The organism is Pseudomonas sp. LB3P81 (genome assembly GCF_054897965.1).
The window spans coordinates 3,599,194-3,616,355 of record NZ_JBUBVG010000001.1 but is presented as its reverse complement, the minus strand read 5'-3'; the positions used below and the strand labels follow the sequence as shown (position 1 = coordinate 3,616,355).

The 17,162-nt window shown below is 60.2% G+C and carries 18 protein-coding genes; 5 read left to right on the top strand and 13 right to left on the bottom strand.

Annotated elements, in window-relative coordinates; translation table 11 throughout:
• Positions 1-11: 11 nt before the first annotated feature.
• Both lpoB and ACYZTL_RS16655 read left to right on the top strand, forming a co-directional pair.
• Positions 12-599 carry a penicillin-binding protein activator LpoB gene (gene lpoB / locus ACYZTL_RS16660; protein ID WP_461952701.1) on the top strand — a complete coding sequence of 196 codons (588 nt, stop codon included), beginning with the start codon at positions 12-14 and terminating at the stop codon, positions 597-599.
• Positions 600-602: 3 nt separating this feature from the next.
• Positions 603-1,346: a penicillin-binding protein activator LpoB gene (locus ACYZTL_RS16655; RefSeq protein ID WP_461952700.1), complete on the top strand. Its 744-nt coding sequence runs from the start codon at positions 603-605 to the stop codon at positions 1,344-1,346.
• A gap of 171 nt (positions 1,347-1,517) precedes the next feature.
• Here ACYZTL_RS16655 and rhtB read toward each other — a convergent pair whose 3' ends face one another.
• From rhtB to abc-f, 3 genes are all read right to left on the bottom strand, one after another.
• Positions 1,518-2,150 (bottom strand): homoserine/homoserine lactone efflux protein, encoded by a 633-nt coding sequence (gene rhtB, locus ACYZTL_RS16650; protein ID WP_461952699.1) that lies wholly within the window; start codon positions 2,148-2,150, stop codon positions 1,518-1,520.
• Between the two features lie 222 nt (positions 2,151-2,372).
• Positions 2,373-2,954: a mechanosensitive ion channel domain-containing protein gene (locus tag ACYZTL_RS16645; protein ID WP_461952698.1), complete on the bottom strand. Its 582-nt coding sequence runs from the start codon at positions 2,952-2,954 to the stop codon at positions 2,373-2,375.
• On the bottom strand, positions 2,954-4,864 hold the full coding sequence (gene abc-f, locus ACYZTL_RS16640; protein ID WP_461952697.1) for a ribosomal protection-like ABC-F family protein: 1,911 nt from the start codon (positions 4,862-4,864) through the stop codon (positions 2,954-2,956). The genes ACYZTL_RS16645 and abc-f overlap by 1 nt, the downstream gene beginning before the upstream one ends.
• A gap of 50 nt (positions 4,865-4,914) precedes the next feature.
• Between abc-f and ACYZTL_RS16635 the strand changes: the two genes are divergently transcribed.
• Positions 4,915-5,379 (top strand): TIGR02444 family protein, encoded by a 465-nt coding sequence (locus tag ACYZTL_RS16635; RefSeq protein WP_461952696.1) that lies wholly within the window; start codon positions 4,915-4,917, stop codon positions 5,377-5,379.
• Here ACYZTL_RS16635 and ACYZTL_RS16630 read toward each other — a convergent pair.
• The gene (locus ACYZTL_RS16630) at positions 5,376-6,317 is read right to left on the bottom strand and encodes an AlgP family protein (protein ID WP_461952695.1); all 942 of its coding nucleotides are present in this window, start codon (positions 6,315-6,317) and stop codon (positions 5,376-5,378) included. The two genes, ACYZTL_RS16635 and ACYZTL_RS16630, sit on opposite strands and share 4 nt — an antisense overlap.
• A 192-nt stretch (positions 6,318-6,509) precedes the next feature.
• Between ACYZTL_RS16630 and ACYZTL_RS16625 the strand changes: the two genes are divergently transcribed.
• Complete coding sequence (locus ACYZTL_RS16625) at positions 6,510-7,175, top strand: FKBP-type peptidyl-prolyl cis-trans isomerase (protein WP_461952694.1); 666 nt, start codon at positions 6,510-6,512, stop codon at positions 7,173-7,175.
• Between the two features lie 62 nt (positions 7,176-7,237).
• Here the strand turns inward: ACYZTL_RS16625 and ACYZTL_RS16620 are convergent, their stop codons facing one another.
• From ACYZTL_RS16620 to ACYZTL_RS16590, 7 genes are all read right to left on the bottom strand, one after another.
• A complete protein-coding gene (locus tag ACYZTL_RS16620; RefSeq protein WP_007899333.1) occupies positions 7,238-7,696 on the bottom strand; it encodes an Rsd/AlgQ family anti-sigma factor in 459 nt (152 codons plus the stop codon).
• 177 nt (positions 7,697-7,873) lie between these two features.
• Entirely contained in the window at positions 7,874-8,425 is a 552-nt protein-coding gene (locus ACYZTL_RS16615; RefSeq protein WP_461952693.1) for a disulfide bond formation protein B, read from the bottom strand.
• 339 nt (positions 8,426-8,764) lie between these two features.
• Complete coding sequence (locus ACYZTL_RS16610) at positions 8,765-10,003, bottom strand: heme biosynthesis HemY N-terminal domain-containing protein (protein WP_461952692.1); 1,239 nt, start codon at positions 10,001-10,003, stop codon at positions 8,765-8,767.
• Positions 10,000-11,142, bottom strand: a complete 1,143-nt coding sequence (locus ACYZTL_RS16605; protein WP_461952691.1) for a uroporphyrinogen-III C-methyltransferase — start codon at positions 11,140-11,142, stop codon at positions 10,000-10,002. Before ACYZTL_RS16605 ends, ACYZTL_RS16610 begins: the two co-directional genes overlap by 4 nt.
• Positions 11,143-11,158: 16 nt before the next feature.
• On the bottom strand, positions 11,159-11,926 hold the full coding sequence (locus tag ACYZTL_RS16600) for a uroporphyrinogen-III synthase (RefSeq protein ID WP_461952690.1): 768 nt from the start codon (positions 11,924-11,926) through the stop codon (positions 11,159-11,161).
• Complete coding sequence (gene hemC / locus ACYZTL_RS16595) at positions 11,923-12,864, bottom strand: hydroxymethylbilane synthase (protein ID WP_461952689.1); 942 nt, start codon at positions 12,862-12,864, stop codon at positions 11,923-11,925. Before hemC ends, ACYZTL_RS16600 begins: the two co-directional genes overlap by 4 nt.
• A 138-nt stretch (positions 12,865-13,002) precedes the next feature.
• Positions 13,003-13,749: a LytR/AlgR family response regulator transcription factor gene (locus ACYZTL_RS16590; RefSeq protein ID WP_017341431.1), complete on the bottom strand. Its 747-nt coding sequence runs from the start codon at positions 13,747-13,749 to the stop codon at positions 13,003-13,005.
• Between the two features lie 447 nt (positions 13,750-14,196).
• Between ACYZTL_RS16590 and argH the strand changes: the two genes are divergently transcribed.
• A complete protein-coding gene (gene argH / locus ACYZTL_RS16585) occupies positions 14,197-15,591 on the top strand; it encodes an argininosuccinate lyase (protein WP_461952688.1) in 1,395 nt (464 codons plus the stop codon).
• A gap of 59 nt (positions 15,592-15,650) precedes the next feature.
• Here the strand turns inward: argH and ACYZTL_RS16580 are convergent, their stop codons facing one another.
• Together ACYZTL_RS16580 and ACYZTL_RS16575 are read right to left on the bottom strand one after the other, a co-directional pair.
• Positions 15,651-16,307: a glutathione S-transferase family protein gene (locus ACYZTL_RS16580; protein ID WP_461952687.1), complete on the bottom strand. Its 657-nt coding sequence runs from the start codon at positions 16,305-16,307 to the stop codon at positions 15,651-15,653.
• Positions 16,308-16,488: 181 nt separating this feature from the next.
• Positions 16,489-17,148, bottom strand: a complete 660-nt coding sequence (locus ACYZTL_RS16575) for a glutathione S-transferase family protein (RefSeq protein ID WP_461952686.1) — start codon at positions 17,146-17,148, stop codon at positions 16,489-16,491.
• Between the last annotated feature and the right edge of the window lie 14 nt (positions 17,149-17,162).

The window sequence follows — 17,162 nt, the reverse complement described above, 5'->3', positions numbered from 1 at the left end:
AGAGCACTCCCATGTTTGCACGCTTTTCGTTCATCGCCGTTATCGCCCTGCTGGCCAGCGGTTGCGCCAGTACCTCGCCTACCCTGGGCAGTAAAAACATCAGCTACGGCGACACCAAGGCCGTGGAAACCGTGACCAATGAGTTCGGCTCCACCGACCTGCAGATGATCGCCGAATCCATGACCCGCTCCCTCGCCCAGTCCGGCATTCTGCAGGGCCGTCCGGTGGTTCAGGTCTACGACGTGAAGAACAAGACCAGCGAATACATCGACACCCGTGAGATCACCACCAGCATCAAGACCCAGCTGATGAAAACCGGCACTGCCCGCTTCGCCAGCGATAACACCGAAATGCAGAGTCAGGTTGATCAGCTCAAACTGCAAAACCAGAGCGGCCTGTACAAGAAAGCCACTGTGGCCAAGACCGGCAACATGATCGCCGCCAAATACCGTATCGAGGGCTCCATCAGCTCGATCGTCAAGCGCAGCAGCGACTACAAGGACGTCTTCTACAAATTCAGCCTGCAATTGATCGACGTTGAAAGCGGTCTGGCCGAGTGGATGGACGAGAAAGAGATCCGCAAGACCACGGAGCGTTAATCAATGCGCGCATGGATTGGCATGATGGCCCTGGCTTGCGCGTTCAGCGCGCAAGCGGCCCCGAAAGTCGCGGTGATGGACCTGGCGTACCAGGAGCGAGTGGAGCAATACATCCACATCGTTTCCGCCAAGAACAATTATCGCGAGGGTTTCTACAGCGCCAGCGGTTCTTCGAGCTACAACGAAATCGAGGCCACCTACAGCTACATTGAGCAAGGTGAACTGCGTAAATTCACTGGCGACATCAAGGGCGAGATACTGCGCACCGGCATGTTTCAGTTGGTGCAAGGCACGCCGTACACCGCCGCGTCCAAAGGTGACGTCTATGACGTGATCAAGCGGATCAAGGCCGGTAACTTCAAAGGCGCTGACTACGTGTTGTTCGGCACCGTGTCGGACATTGATTTCACGCGCGACGTGACCGAGCTAGCCAACACCGACAGCCATTCGGCCGTGTTGGGCCTGACCCTGGTGGCGGACTTCAGCCTGATCAACACCCGGACTTACGAAATCACCTCGGCATTCACTGCGATGGGCGAAGGTCAGGACACCAAACTGGTGAATGGCCGGGACATCAAGGTTTCGCTGAACCGGCCACGGGTGGTTCGTGATGTGTCCAAGGCGCTGGGTGAAGATGTGGCTGCGCAGTTGAGCCAACAACTTGGTGGCGCTGGTTACGAGCAGCCGGGGCAAGCTCCGTTGCGCAACAACCTGCCACAGGATACGGCGCCGGTGATTCTGAACTGATCTCCGGTTTACCCTCTGTGGCGGGCGAGCTTGCTCGCGCTGGGCTGCGAAGCGGCCCCAACATCATGCAAGCGCTACGCACTTGAGCGCGAGCAAGCTCGCTCGCCACAATGGGTTTGCAACAAACTAAAAAGGCGACCTCCAGGGTCGCCTTTTTTGTACCTGATCGGTTTACACCGCCGCTTTACGCAGCGTCGCCATGAACGCCGCCGCGCCAATGAACAGTCCGGCAAAGGTTCGGTTCATGCGTTTTTGCTGCTTGGGCGTGCGCAACAAGCGCAGCACCTTGGACGCCAACCCGGTGTAACCGGCCATGACAATCAGATCAACAAAGACCATGGTTACGCCGATGATCAGGTACTGAATCAGCAGCGGCGCATGCGGGTCAATGAACTGCGGCAATACCGCGAGCATGAACACCAGCGCCTTGGGGTTGCTGATGTTGACCAGGAAACCGCGGAACACCAGGGCCATCGGCTTGCCGATCTGGCGCACGGCGGCGTCGTCGCTCATGTCGCTGGGCAGCGCGCGCCATTGCTTGATCGCGAGGTAAACCAGATACGCCACGCCGAACCATTTGATTGCATAAAACGCGGTGGCCGACGCCGTGAGGATCGCGCCAACACCGGCGCCGACAATCGCGATCTGCACCGCCAGGCCCAATTGCAGGCCCAGGGCATTCCAGTAACCGCGCCAGAAACCGTATTGCAGACCGCTGGACATCGACGCAATGGCGCCGGCACCGGGAGACAGGCTGATCACCCAGCAGGCGGCAAAAAACGCCAGCCATGTTTGAAGCTCCATCGCACACCTCGACTCAGACTCGTGACAGACGTCTAAGCTAATGCGGCTTTGGGCCGATGACTACCGATTTTTTTGCAGGATGTTGCAACTTGAGGGCCCCTTCGCGAGCAAGCCCGCTCCCACATTAGACCGCGTCGTTTCATAAGAACACGGTCAAACTGTGGGAGCGGGCTTGCTCCGGGCGGCGTTCCGACGAAGGCGGTGTATCAGGCAATAGAAGGCTTACTTTTCGAACCCGTTCGAAGGGAATACATCGCTACCACGCCAGCGTCGAACCGAGCGCTGAAAGAACAAGCTATTAGGCACCTGCACCATGGCGCTGCCAGTACCGAGCTCTTCCGCTTCGATCAACGTGGTGTAAAGCAGATTGATCGCCACCACCCGGCCTTTGACGCCAGGTTTGTCAGTGGTGTCCACCAACTCGACCACGTCACCGATACGGAACGGCCCGACGGTAAAGATCAGGATCGCGCAGAGCAGATTGGAGAGCACGCTCCACATGGCGAAAAACGCCACCGCGGCCACTGCAACGAAACCGGACAGCGCAGTCCAGAGCACCGTGGCCGACACGCCCAGGCGTTCCAGCACGAAAATCAGCGCACTGCCCATGATCAGCCAGCGCAAACCGCCCCGCAGCGGCATCAGCAACTGCGGTGGAAACGGGTAGCGCTCGCCCAGGCGAGTCAGGCATTTGGCGACGAAGCGTTGCGTGAAGTAACCCGCCAACAAGATCAGCAGGATCTGCACGACGAGCCAGACCGGCTCGATCCAGACAGCCGGCAGCAGCAGCTTGAACGCCTCCATCAGGACAGCGCCTCCAGCTCCGCCTGCATGCTTTCGAGCAGTTCCAGGGCTTCCATCCAGGCTTCTTCCAGCTCGGCTTCACGCACTTTCAGCCTGGCTTGTTCGGCCAGCAGATCACGCAGGTCGTTCTTGCGCGCAGGTTCGTAAATGTCGCTGTCACCGAGGCTGGTATCGATCTTCGCCAGTTTCTCGTGCAGCTTGCCCAACTCGGCTTCGAGCTTGTCGGCCTCGCGCTTGTGCGGCGCCAGTTGCTGACGCAACGCGGCGGCGGCCTGACGCTGAGCCTTCTTGTCAGTCTTGTCCGGATTGACCGGCGTGTTGCTGACCGGAGCATTGCGCTGACGGTAGTCGACCAGCCAACGGGCGTAGTCTTCCAGGTCACCGTCAAACTCCTCGACCTTGCCGTCCGCCACCAGATAGAAATTGTCGGTGGTGCTTTTGAGCAAATGACGATCGTGGGAGACCACCAGCACCGCGCCACTGAATTCCTGCAGGGCCATGGTCAGCGCCAGGCGCATTTCCAGGTCGAGGTGGTTGGTCGGTTCGTCGAGCAGCAGCAGGTTCGGTCGTTCCCAGGCGATCAACGCCAGGGCCAGGCGAGCCTTCTCACCACCGGAGAAATTCAGCACTGGCTCATCGATGCGCGCGCCGCGGAAGTCGAAGCCGCCGAGGAAGTCGCGCAGGGTCTGCTCGCGCTCGGTCGGCGCCAGGCGCTGCAAGTGCAGCAACGGGCTGGCCTTCGAGTCGAGAGAGTCGAGTTGATGCTGGGCGAAGTAGCCGACGGCGGTGTTTTCGCCACGGGTCAGTCGACCGGCCAGCGGCTCAAGTTCACCGGCGAGGTTTTTGATCAGGGTCGATTTACCGGCACCGTTGGGGCCGAGCAAACCGATCCGCGCGCCAGGCGTCAGTTGCAGCTTGACCTTCTCCAGCACGGCTTTGTCGCCGTAGCCCAGACGGGCATCGGACAGGTCGATCAGCGGACTGGAAATCTTCGTCGACTCGCGGAAAACGAAGTCGAACGGCGAATCGACGTGAGCGGCAGACAACTCTTCCATCCGCTCCAGCGCCTTGATCCGGCTTTGGGCCTGACGGGCCTTGGTCGCCTGAGCCTTGAAACGGGCGATGTAGCTTTCCATGTGCGCGCGTTGCGCCTGCTGCTTCTCGTAGGCCTGCTGCTGCTGGGCCAGACGTTCGGCGCGGGCGCGTTCGAAAGCGCTGTAACCACCGCGATACAAAGTGATCTTGCGCTGATCGACATGGGCCACATGATCGACCACGGCGTCGAGGAAGTCCCGGTCGTGGGAAATCAGCAGCAAGGTGCCGGGATAGCTTTTCAGCCATTCTTCGAGCCAGATGATGGCGTCGAGGTCCAAGTGGTTGGTCGGCTCGTCGAGCAGCAACAGGTCCGAGGGGCACATCAACGCCTGCGCCAGGTTCAGACGCATCCGCCAGCCACCGGAGAAATCGCCTACCTGGCGATCCATCTGCTCGTTGGTGAACCCGAGGCCGGCAAGCAGCTTGCGGGCGCGGGCATCGGCGGTGTAACCGTCGGCGCTGTCGAGTTCCGAGTGCAGGCGGGCCTGAGCGGCACCGTCATGAGCCGCTTCGGCTGCGGCGAGGTCACGTTGCACCTCGCGCAGGCGCAGGTCGCCATCGAGCACGTAGTCGACCGCCAAGCGTTCGAGCGTCTCGATTTCCTGGCGCATGTGAGCGATGCGCCAGTCGGCCGGCAGGAAGCAGTCACCCGAGTCCGGGTGCAGCTCGCCCCGGATCAAGGCAAACAGGCTCGATTTGCCGGCGCCGTTGGCACCGATGAGGCCGGCTTTGTGGCCGGCGTGCAGGGTCAGCTCGGCGTCTTCTAGCAGACGTTGCGGGCCACGCTGTAAAGTCAGGTTCTGAAGTCGAATCATAATGGCGGCGGAGTCTACCAGCTTCGCTCGCAACTGGCGCGAGTAGCACTATGTCCTCTGACCTGTGGAGCTTTTCCCTTGGCACTTACGCCCGTCCCGGCGTTGAGGCCGCGTGCCTGACGTTGCAGTCGGCGGGGGTGAATGTGTGCCTGTTGTTGTGTGGGCTGTGGCTCGGGCAGCGGGGAGTCGCCTGCAACGAGCAACGGTTGCAGCAGCTTCGCAGTGTGGCCGAGCCATGGGACGCAGAGGTCGTTCGACCGCTGCGCGCCTTGCGCATGCAATGGAAAGTCATCGCGACCGAGGATGCCGAACTGAATGCATTACGCGAACAAGTGAAAACGCTGGAGCTGGAAGCCGAGCGGCATCTGTTGTTGCGACTGGAACGATCGGCGCAGAGTTGGCCACAGTATGAGGCGACCGATTTATCGGCCTGGCTGGACGGTGTGGCGGCGGGCGCCGCCCACCTGGACCGCGACGCGCTGCATCAGCTGCGCGTCGCGGCAACCGGCACTTAGGACGCGCTGGTTGGGGTGGTGCTGGTGCTCGACGGCGCTACTGGCGTTGGCGCAGTGGTGGCTGTCGAGATGGAGGCTGCTGGTGCAGGAGCGGCCGAAGCGGATGGCGCTGGCGTCGCTGGTTTGGCAGCAGCCGGGGTCGGCCTGGCAACAGTGGCCGGTTTTTTCACGGCTGGTTTTGCTGCTGGCCTGGCGGCTGGTTTTGCAGCCGGTTTGGCAGCGGCAGGTTTGGCTGCTGGTTTTGCTGCGGCCGGTTTGGCAGCAGTGGCTGGCTTGGCAGCAGCAGTTTTGGCAGCCGGTTTGGCTGCAGCTTTTGCCGCTGGCTTGGCAGCGGTTTTAGCCGCGACAGGTTTCGCAGCGGGTTTGGCAGCCGCAGTTTTCGCCGCCGGTTTTGCAGCGCTGGCAGTGACTGGTTTTTTCACCGCAGTTTTAGCAGCAGGTTTCGCAACAGCGGTTTTAGCGGCCGGTTTCGCCGGTGCTTTTGCAGCAGCCGGTTTGGCAGCAGCTTTCCTCGCAGGAGCCGCAGCAGGCTTGGCCGAACGCAGGGACAACGCCTTGCCGACAGCCTCTTGTACACGACCAACGCCCTGGGCCAGTTTCAGGCTTTCTTGAGCATCGCGCTTGAGTTGCAGAATGTAGGCACGGGTGTCGGACTGACGATCCTTGAGGGCATCGAGCACGTCTTCAAGTTGCGTCACTCCGTCCTTCGCCTTGGCTTGTGCCTTGGCCTTGCCGGCCGCCGCAGCGTCCTGCAATTTGGTGCGGGATTTGTGCAATTTCTCCTGCGCTTTTCCGCGCTGCTTTTCCAGTTTGGCGAGCAGTTTTTCAGCATCAGCCAAGGCTTGGGAACAAGCGGTTTCCAAATGCTCGAGCAGGCTGCCCGAGAGTTGTTGGAGTAAGTGCAACGGGGTATTTACAGGCTTCTTGGTGGCCGACATGGTTTACCTCCTGGCTGACGTGGGTGCGGCTCATGTTAGACCTCTGCTGCTACCGCCGCTAGGGCATGTTGACACTATCGAAAGCGCTGCGTTGCAACGGATCGAAAATCTTCGGGGCTTACGCAAAACAAGTTCACCGTCGCACGCATTCACACTGGCATAATCTGCCGCATCTCAGGTCGGAGAGTGCCGATGTCGCGCTACCTTTTTTTATCGCTGTGCGTGTTTTTTTCCGTGGCCCAGGCGGCTGAAAAAACCAGGGAAAACGAAGCTCACGATCTCGCTTACAGCCTGGGCGCAAGTCTCGGTGAGCGTTTGCGTCAGGAGGTTCCCGATCTGCAACTTCAGGCACTGGTCGAAGGTTTGCAGCAAGCCTATCAAGGCAAACCCCTGGCTCTGAAAGATGAGCAGATCGAACAGATTCTGACCGAGCATGAAGCGCAGGTGTCGTTGCAACAAAGCGCGCCACAGAGCGAAGTCGTTCTCGAAAAAGAGCAGCGTTTTCTCGCCGTGGAAAAAGCCAAACCCGGCGTTCGTGAACTGGCCGATGGCGTATTGATGACAGAGTTGGTGCCAGGCACCGGTGCGAAAGCCGGTCCGAATGGCAAAGTCCAGGTCCTGTACATCGGTCGCCTCCCCGACGGCACCGTGTTCGATCAGAACAGTCAGCCGCAGTGGTTCAGTCTCGACAGCGTGATCAGCGGTTGGCGCAGCGCCCTGCAAAACATGCCGGTCGGTGCGAAGTGGCGGTTGGTGATTCCATCGGCCCAAGCCTATGGCGCCGACGGTGCCGGCGACTTGATCGAGCCGTTCACACCACTGGTATTCGAAGTCGAATTGCGCGGCGCCACCAGCTGAACAGCGGAAACGAAAAACGGCGCGCATAGCGCACCGTTTTTGAGAGTGTTACCAGAAGCGGTTCAGGCTTGAACCGAATCCTCTTCCTTGTGAGCGGTGTGCAGCACTTCGATCAGGCAGTCTTCCAGTTCGAAGCGTTCGTGCAACAGGCCGCCCAGCTCCTTGAATTTCTCTGCCACGCACTTGCCTGCATCGCACAGGTCATTGAACGCGAGCAGCTTCTCGGTGATGACGTCAATACGCGGGTAGATCGTCTCGGCCAACTCGAGGCCGCGAGTGTCGCCAAACGCCTTGGCTTCGCCCGTCAGCTGTTCGTAGATCTCGAAATGCCCGGCAGACACGTAATCGACCAGCACACCGCAGAATTCCTGCAATGGCTTGCGGTTCTCGCCCAGAGCCTCAGGCTTGGCGCCGAGAGCATCATAGGCCCGAACCAGTTCGTGACGCTCCTGCAACCAGCGATCGATCAGCAGATGCACTCCACCCCAGCGTTCCTGAGCATTCTGACAACTTTCGAGCATGGTGATCTCTCTTCCCTTGTGGGTCATGCTGCCCTTCACCTGCCGACCCTTGAAGGTCAAGCATCGGCCAGGCAGAGCGTCATTCGAGCAACATAATTCCAATGACACGTGCGGGCCAGATTATGCCCGCGCGACTGTGGCTTCAAGGTACGCAGGAGATAAAGTTCATACAAGTGTTTAATCGCCCGCCAGCGCAGGGTGCGACGACTCGCCGCCGAGCGGTCGCTGGAAGGCAATCCGGAGCAGGCGCAGCAGCTGATAAACACTCAGGATCGTCATGGCGACAAAGAACAGCAAACTCCATTCCGGGAGGCTCAGGTCGAACAGCGTCCAGGAAATCCGTGCACAGTCCGCCGTGCCGTTGAACATATGCTGCACCACATAAACCCAAGGGTTGCTGGCGAGTAGATCGGTCATATCGGCCGAACAAGGAAACAGCTGTCGCTGTGGATCGACCTGCATCAACACCTGGCGCCACGCTGTCGTTGTTCCCGCCAGACTGCACAGCAAACCCAGCAGCCAATACAGGAAAGAGCCAGAACGGCCCGGCCCATGCACCGAAGCCGTCAGGCAGACACCCGTGAGCAACGCCAGACATATCCGCTGCAACAGGCACATGCCGCACGGCTGGAGGCCGACCGCATATTCCAGGTAATAGGAAATGCCCAAGGCCAGGGCGCCGGCAACGAAAACCATGAAAAACAAGGAGCGTGAGCAGGCCAACGACATGGCTTTTCCGTACCAGTAGAGACAAGTGGTTACGGTAGAGGAAAGCGCGCCAGCCTTACAAGACAGGTCAGCAGGGACACTTCAACAGAAGTGTAGGGAATTCCCGACAGAATCGAGAGGATCAGATGTAGCACTCTGTAGGACTATGCCGCTCACAGCCGGCAATTGTAGGAAAGCGCCACAAAACGCTCACTTGTGGCGAGGGAGCTTGCTCCCGCTCGACCGCAAAGCGGTCGCATCATGGATGGGTTTTAAACCGAATAAATGGGCGTGTCGGTTCAGGGCTGCTGCGCCCGAACGCGGACCGGCCCAGCGGGAGCAAGCTCCCTCGCCACACAATCAAGCGTGAACCAGAACTGGCAATGGCGCAGCCAGCAGGCGTTCATCCAAGAGGCCGAGGCCTTCCTGGAACAGCTGATTACTGCGCTCGGTGTCGCCCAGTTGCGCCAGCAATCGCGCCAGCTCCGCGCAGGCTTCCGGGTTGCGCTGCACGCGCAGGCTGCTTTCCAGATAGTCCCGGGCCTTGCCCCACAGACTGTTTTGCAAACACAGGCGACCCAGGGTCAGCAACAGGCCAGGGTCTGCCGGATGGTTTTTCAGCCAGCCCTCGGCGACCTGCAGCTGACGTGCCGGATCACTGCCGCGAACCAATCCGTAGAGGCGAGCCAGATGGCTGTCGTAGCTGCGCTTGAGCGCCGCTCGCAGAACCTCTTCGGCCTCGACCTGGGCGCCGATTTGCCGAAGTTGCTCGGCATACGCCAACACCAGTTGCGGTTCCTGGCGCTGCGCCGAGGTGAGTTGCTGCCAGGCGCGGTTGAGCGACTGCAAACCGACGGTTCCGTCTTCTTCCTTACGCGCTGCCAGGGACAGGTTTTCTCCCCAGGCCCGGCGCTCCAGTTCGGCCAGCTCGGCGGGTGGCAGAACCTTGTCCTTACGCAGCTCCGGCAGCAGGCGAATCACGGCCGACCAGTCACCGCGCTGTTGATGCAAACGCTGCAACTGGCGCAAGGTCTGGACGTTATGAGGGTGACGCTCATGCATGGCCTGCAAAGTCACCAGGGCACCGTCGGTGTCGCCACGGTCGGTCTGCAATTGAGCGTGGCTCAAGGCGATCGCCAATTCGGCCTGGGGCTGACGTTCCAGTGCGCGCTCCAGCAAGTTGTCGCTTTCCTCGTAGTGGCCTTGCTCGTTCGCGGCGCGGGCGGCGCCGAGGTAATACAGCAGTGGCTGACGCTCGGCTTCGGCGGCGCGATGCAAATGACGCTGCGCGCTGGCCCAGCGGCCTTCGGCAAGGTCCAGCTGACCGTGTTCGATCGCCACGCTCACCCGACGACTGCGATTGCGTCGCGACCAGGGATTGACCACGCCACTGGAGGTCGTGACCAATTCGACCAACGCCTTGATGCCCCAGAACACCAGCCACAACACCGCCACCAGCGCCAGGGTCGCCCACAGGCTCGATTCGAAACGGAAGCTCTTGTAAGCGATCAGCACGTAGCCGGAATGCTCGGCAATCGCCAACCCCAAAGCAGCGGCAGCGGCAATGACCAGAAACACGATTACATAGAGACGTTTCATGGCGTGGCCTCCTGTGCGGTGCTTGCGGCAGGCTTGGCCATGGGTTTGATCGAGTCTTCGGCATTGACATTACGTCGCTCGAGATAGCCCTGAACCGCGCTCAGCGTGCCGGTCAGATCCGGTGTGACGACAGTGACCGGCTGCTTGCTCAGCTCGCCCACCTGCTCAAGCATCACTTTGCTCTGCGGGTTGTCCGGATTGAAGTTGCCTTTGAGCACGTCCCGCGCCTCGGTCAGCGCCTGGGTGTAAACCGCGGCCTGACCGTTGAGTGCCGCCCACTGCGCCTGTTCCAGCGCAAGGCTCAGGGCCAGACGCACCTGGCTCAGGCTCTGCCCTGCCAGCAGCGGACGCACATTTTTATCGGCATTGAAATCGATGCGGATGTAACGCGAGATCTGATCCCACCACTGCGCCCAACGACTGGCGCCGTCACCATCGGCGGTCAAACCCAGCAGGGATTCGCCGCGATCCTTGTACTCGGGCGCCAGCTCGGTGAGGTTGATCACCTGATCGCGCAACGCCCCCAGTCGCAGGAAAAGACCGGTGCGATCCGGTTGTTCAGTGCTACGCAAGGCGACCAGGGTTTTCGCCACTTGCTCGCGAGCGGCGAAGGAGCCCGGATCGTTCTGTTCACGAAGAATTTCGTCGGCGCCCAGCACAAGGGCCTGAGCGCTGCTGATGTCCTGCAATGCCGAAAGCCGCAGGCTGGCCAGGCGCAGCAAGTGCTCGGCTTCGGCCAGACGCCAGTCCTTGCGGCTCGCGCCGAGGACGGTTTCCAGACGTTGACTCAAGCGCTGCTGATCGCCTTGCAGTTGAATCAACAGACGGCTGCGAGCGTCCAGTTCTTCGGCGGCAGGCATTTGCTCAAGGCGCGCGCTCAGGCGCTGTTCGTTCAGCTTCAGACTTTGCGCCTGATCGTTCAACGCCTGCACCTGAATCAACTGCTGCTGCGTATTGGCTTGCAGGTGACGCACCTGCCAGACGCCCCAACCGCCCACCGCCACACCGGCGGCGCCCAACAGCAACGCGACTATTGCCAGCCCATTGCCTCGGCGCTGCACAGTAGCGGGTGGCGCAGTTTCAACCGGGGCATCAAGCACTGGCTGCACGTCATCTTTAGGCAAGGCTGTTTCGTTCACGTATCCATCCTTTGCATTAGAGAACGGGTTCGGGATGCTCCCGTAACGCCGTCAGCAAAGCCGCGGCACTGGCGCCACGACAATCCACAACTGTTTGGGCCCCGGCGGCACGTGCCAGCTCGGCGACCCTGGGGCTTGGAACAAACAACGGTAACCGCGCCAACAGTGGCCAGGCATCGCCGGCCAATTGATGCAGGTGTTCAAAACCCTGTCCACTGCTGACCACCAGCCCGTTCAAGCGTTCCGCCTCGATCCGCTCAGGCAGTGCTGCTGGCGGGTACTGCGGCAGGTCGCGGCGGTACAGCTCCAGATACTCGACACTAGCACCAAGCTCGTGCAAACGCTCAGCGAGCAACTCGCGTCCGCCCTCTCCCCGCATGATCAACACCCGTGGATCGGGCCGCGCGACAGCTTCGCGCAACGGCGCAAGTTCCAGCAAGGCTTCGCTGTCATCACCCTCCGCCGGGAAACTCACGTCCAACCCGTGATCTTCGAGAATCTGCGCAGTCGCCGCACCCACGCTGAACCACTTCAGGTGCGGTGGCTTCGGCCAATACTGACTGACCAGATCCACAGCCAGTCTGGCGGCCGGCTTGCTGACCACGATCACCGCGCAGTAACGATCCAGATACTGAATCACCTCGCGCATTGTGTCAGAGGCAGGAATCGGTTCAATTTCCAAAAGCGGCAAACTGCTGCTGAAAATCCCCTCTTGTGCCAAAACAACGCTCAGCGCCGCCGACTCATCCGCGGGACGCGTCAGCAGCAGGCGCCAGCCCGTCACTCGTGACCTGCCTCGCCGTAGACCGCTTTCAGAATGTCATTGGCGCCCTGATTAAGAAGGTCTTCGGCCACTTGCACACCCAAGGCTTCGGCATCGCTGCGCGGCGCGCGGGCCTCGGCGCTGAGCAGCAGGCCGCCGCTCGGATCGCCCACCAGGCCGCGCAACCAGATCTGCTCGCCTTCCAGCACGGCGTAGCAGGCGATCGGCACCTGGCAGCCGCCATTCAGATGTTTGTTAAGCGCACGTTCGGCCGTCACGCGGGTGGCGGTGTCTTGATGGTGCAGAGGCGCGAGCAAGGCGTGGATTTCGCTGTCAGCGGTGCGGCATTCGATACCGACGGCACCCTGGCCACCGGCTGGCAGGCTGTCGTCGACGCTGATGGCGGAGGTGATGCGATCTTCGAAGCCCAGACGAATCAGGCCGGCAGCCGCGAGGATGATGGCGTCGTATTCGCCGGCATCAAGCTTGGCCAGGCGCGTGTTGACGTTGCCGCGCAAGAAGCGGATTTCCAGGTCCGGGCGGCGGGTCAGCAACTGGGCCTGACGGCGCAGGCTGGAGGTGCCGACGATGCTGCCTTGCGGCAGTTCATCCAGGCTGGCGTAGGTATTGGAGACGAATGCATCACGCGGGTCTTCACGCTCGCAGATGCAGAACAGGCCGAGGCCTTCGGGGAAGTCCATCGGCACGTCTTTCATCGAATGCACGGCGATGTCGGCTTCGTTCTCCAGCAGCGCGGTTTCCAGCTCTTTGACGAATAGGCCCTTGCCGCCGATTTTCGACAGCGGTGAGTCCAGCAGCTTGTCGCCGCGACTGACCATGGGTACCAGAGTCACGAGCAAACCCGGATGGGCCGCTTCAAGACGGGCTTTGACGTATTCGGCCTGCCACAGGGCGAGAGCACTTTTGCGGGTGGCGATGCGGATTTCGCGAGAGGACATGGATCAATCCGTACTGAATAGATACGGCGGATAATAACAGCTCAGTCAAATCCACTTTGACTTGTATCAGGTATTGCCTGGCCTCCCTGGCCCCGGATGTCCGGCAATCGGGTGAGAAATTCGCCTGTGGATGGCGAATTAAAGCTGTTGCATCATTTTGCGCACACCAGCCACATGACGCCGGCTGACGATCAGGGCATCGCCATTCAAGCCTTTGAGGAACAGCTGAAAATGTCCCAGAGGCGTGCGTTGCAGGCGTTCGATGCGTTCGCGGGCGACCAGGGCATTGCGGTGGATGCGCACGAATCGGTCACCGAATTCATCCTCGAGGGCCTTGAGCGGTTCGTCCAGCAGCACTTCGCCGCCTTCGTGGCGCAAGGTCACGTATTTATGATCGGCGATAAAGTAGACCACCTGACCCAAAGGGATCAGCTCAATACCCTTACGGGTACGCGCGCTGATATGGCTGCGCGGGCCACTGCCGGTTTCGGCGGCAGGACGGGTCAAAGCCGCAAGCTGGACACGATTGGGCCGCTCGGCTTTTTTCAACGCTTCATGCAGTTGTTCTGTACGCACAGGTTTCACCAGATAGCCTACGGCGCTGGCCTGTAAGGCTTCCACGGCAAATTCATCGGGCCCTGTGCAAAACACCACGGCAGGCGGGGTTTCGCGTTCGCATAACCGTGCAGCCACCTGCAGGCCATCGAGGCCCGGCATGCGGATATCGAGCAACACGATATCCGGCTTGTGGCTGTCGATCAGTGCCAACGCTTCTTCGCCGTTCGTGGCGCTGGGCTCCAGGACACTGTATCCCTCGAGTTCGCCGACCATTCGGCTCAGGCGCTCGCGGGCAAGGGGTTCGTCATCAACGATCAGGACATTCATATTGCGCTGGATTCCTGCGTGAGTCTCGCACAAGGATAGCGTAGACAGGTGAAGTGACGTCCGTCACCGCGATCCACGCTAAGACTAGCGCGAGAGCCAAAAAGTGCCGCCCGTCCGACCGCTAATTTTTTATTTGCCGGGCAATTGGCGGTTGACGAGGCATCGCCGTAGGGTTTGCTGATACACAATATGAACACCCCCTCTTCTTATAGTCCGCTGCAGCGCCGAGAAGTGCGCTGATCCTACTGTCCAACTGTAGACGGTTGCCGAGACGTTATTGCTCTATTGAAAAATATCGTTGCGCAATTCAGGTCAGGCTGGCTTCGAGCATAAGCCGGGCCACAAGAAAAAAACGTGTCGACCAGTGTCAGCGACAGGATTGGCAACCCTGTTATTATCCGCGACAGCTTTCAACGCCATCTTTTTTCAGCCGATACGAGCGAATTCATGAGCACTGACAAGACCAATCAGTCCTGGGGCGGCCGCTTCAGTGAACCCGTCGACGCCTTCGTCGCCCGCTTCACCGCCTCCGTCACCTTCGACCAGCGCCTGTATCGCCACGACATCATGGGCTCGATCGCCCACGCCACCATGCTGGCCAAGGTCGGCGTGCTGACCGATGCCGAGCGCGACAGCATCACCGATGGCCTGAAGACCATCCAGGGTGAAATCGAGGCCGGCCAGTTCGACTGGCGCATTGACCTCGAAGACGTGCACATGAACATCGAAGCGCGCCTGACCGACCGCATCGGCGTGACCGGTAAAAAGCTGCACACCGGCCGCAGCCGCAACGACCAGGTCGCCACCGACATCCGTCTGTGGCTGCGTGACGAGATCGACCTGATCCTGACGGAAATCACCCGCCTGCAAAAAGGCTTGCTGGAACAGGCCGAGCGCGAAGCCGGCAGCATCATGCCGGGCTTCACCCACCTGCAAACCGCGCAGCCGGTGACATTCGGTCACCACATGCTGGCCTGGTTCGAAATGCTCAGCCGCGACTACGAGCGTCTGGTCGACTGCCGCAAGCGTACCAACCGCATGCCGTTGGGCAGCGCCGCGCTGGCCGGCACCACTTACCCGATCGACCGCGAATACACCGCGCAACTGCTGGGCTTCGACGCCGTGGGCGGCAACTCGCTGGACAACGTGTCCGATCGTGACTTCGCTATCGAGTTCTGCTCGGCCGCGAGCATCGCGATGATGCACTTGTCGCGCTTCTCCGAAGAGCTGGTGCTGTGGACCAGCGCGCAGTTCCAGTTCATCGATCTGCCGGACCGTTTCTGCACCGGCAGCTCGATCATGCCGCAAAAGAAAAACCCTGACGTGCCGGAACTGGTACGTGGCAAGACCGGTCGCGTGTTCGGCGCGCTGATGGGCCTGCTGACCCTGATGAAAGGCCAGCCACTGGCTTACAACAAGGACAACCAGGAAGATAAAGAGCCGCTGTTCGATGCTGCCGACACACTGCGCGATTCGCTGCGGGCCTTCGCCGACATGATCCCGGCGATCAAACCCAAGCACGCGATGATGCGCGAAGCGGCACTGCGCGGTTTCTCCACCGCCACCGACCTGGCTGACTATCTGGTGCGTCGTGGCCTGCCGTTCCGTGACTGCCACGAAATCGTTGGCCATGCCGTGAAGTACGGCGTGGAAAGCGGCAAGGACCTGGCGGAAATGAGCCTGGAAGAGCTGCGCAAATTCAGCGACCAGATCGATCAGGACGTGTTCGCCGTGCTGACCCTGGAAGGTTCGGTGAATGCCCGTGACCACATCGGCGGGACTGCGCCGGCGCAGGTCAAGAAGGCGGTAGCTCGCGGTCAGGCGCTATTGGCAAGTCGCTAAGACTTGCTTGAAGCCTGAGGTCCGAAAGGGCCTCAGGCTTTTTCATGGAAAACTGTTTCCTATCCCTGAACCCTCGCCAGAAATGCTGGCCATTCGGCCGCCTTGTCCGCTGCTACTTTTTGCACATTCGAGTTCTGCGCCAAGCGATCAAGCAGCGTTTGCGCTTCAGGCATTTCGTCCAGCAGGTCTTTACCGAGCACTGATTGCCCCACCTCACGGGCGTGATCAACGCTGTAAAGAAAATATAGATCGGCAAGCGTGAAATGCTCTCCCGCTACATAGGGCGCAAATTTCCCGTGTCGCGCCAGAGTGGCGAATCCCTTCAACAAATCCCGACCAGCCTTGAGCCTGATTGCCTCCGGTGTCGGACGGCAGCCGAAAACAACTTCCACATAACAAGTTCGCGCCGGCAGTTCGATGTACAGTTCGATTTCTTTGGCCAACGCCCTGACGCCGGCCCGTGCGAACGGATCCGCGGGCAATAGCGCGATTCCGCCCTGCGTCTCTTCGATGTAATCGAGAATGGCATCCGTCTCGCTCAGGAAACCTTGTTCCGTCTCCAGCACTGGCACTTTTCCGCGAGGGCTGACGGCAAGGATGTCCGGGTTCTGGCATCCATGAAAGGGGACTGTTTCGAACGGCACGCCTTTCTCCAGGAGTGCCAGTTTGACCATGTTGAAATAATTACTGGCCGCAAAGCCGTATAACTTGAGCATCGCCGGGTCTCCTTGACCGTATGGATTCGATGCTCAAGGTAAACACTGCCCGAGATCCTGTAAGCGTTCGCTTATTACCGTATGCGACTAAAACGGCTGGAAGCGACACCCGACAAGGGTAACGGCCATATGGGACAAAAGATTGCGAATCTTCTGACGCGCAAAATGGCCGCCCCCTTCGTTATCGCTTGGACGCGACCATCGCCATAAACGCTGGCATTGCCGCTTCCTTGTCCGCCGCAATTCGCTGCACGTTCGGGTTCTGCTCCAAACGTTCCAGCAGCGCCTTGGCCGCCGGCATCTCCGCCAGTAAATCCAGGTCAAACAGCTTCTGCCCCACCGCACGGGCCAACGGCACGCTGTACAGGAAATACAAATCCGCAAGGCTCAGGCTGTCGCCTGCTACATAAGGGGCAAATTTGCCGTGCCGCCCAAGCGAGGCAAAACCCTGCAGCAACTCGGCTTTGGTCTTGTCCTTGATCGCCTCCGGCACCTGCATGCCGAAAAACGCCGCGGGGTAACAGGCGCGAGCCGGCAACTCGATATACAACTCAATCTCCTTGGCCAGCGCCAGGACCTGCGCCCGCTCGAAGGGATCGCTCGGCAGCAGCGGCGTGCCTTTCTGGCTCTGCTCGATGTATTCGAGAATCACCGCGGTTTCGTTGATGAAACCCTTCTCGACACCCAGCACTGGCACCTTGCCACGCGGACTGATCGCCAATGCTTCGGGGCTTGTGCCGGCGTAAAACGGCACTTCTTCGAACGGCAGCCCTTTCTCCAGCAGCGCCAGTTTCACCATGTTGTAGTAGTTGCTGACGGAAAATCCATAAAGCTTGAGCATCACATAGCCTCCAG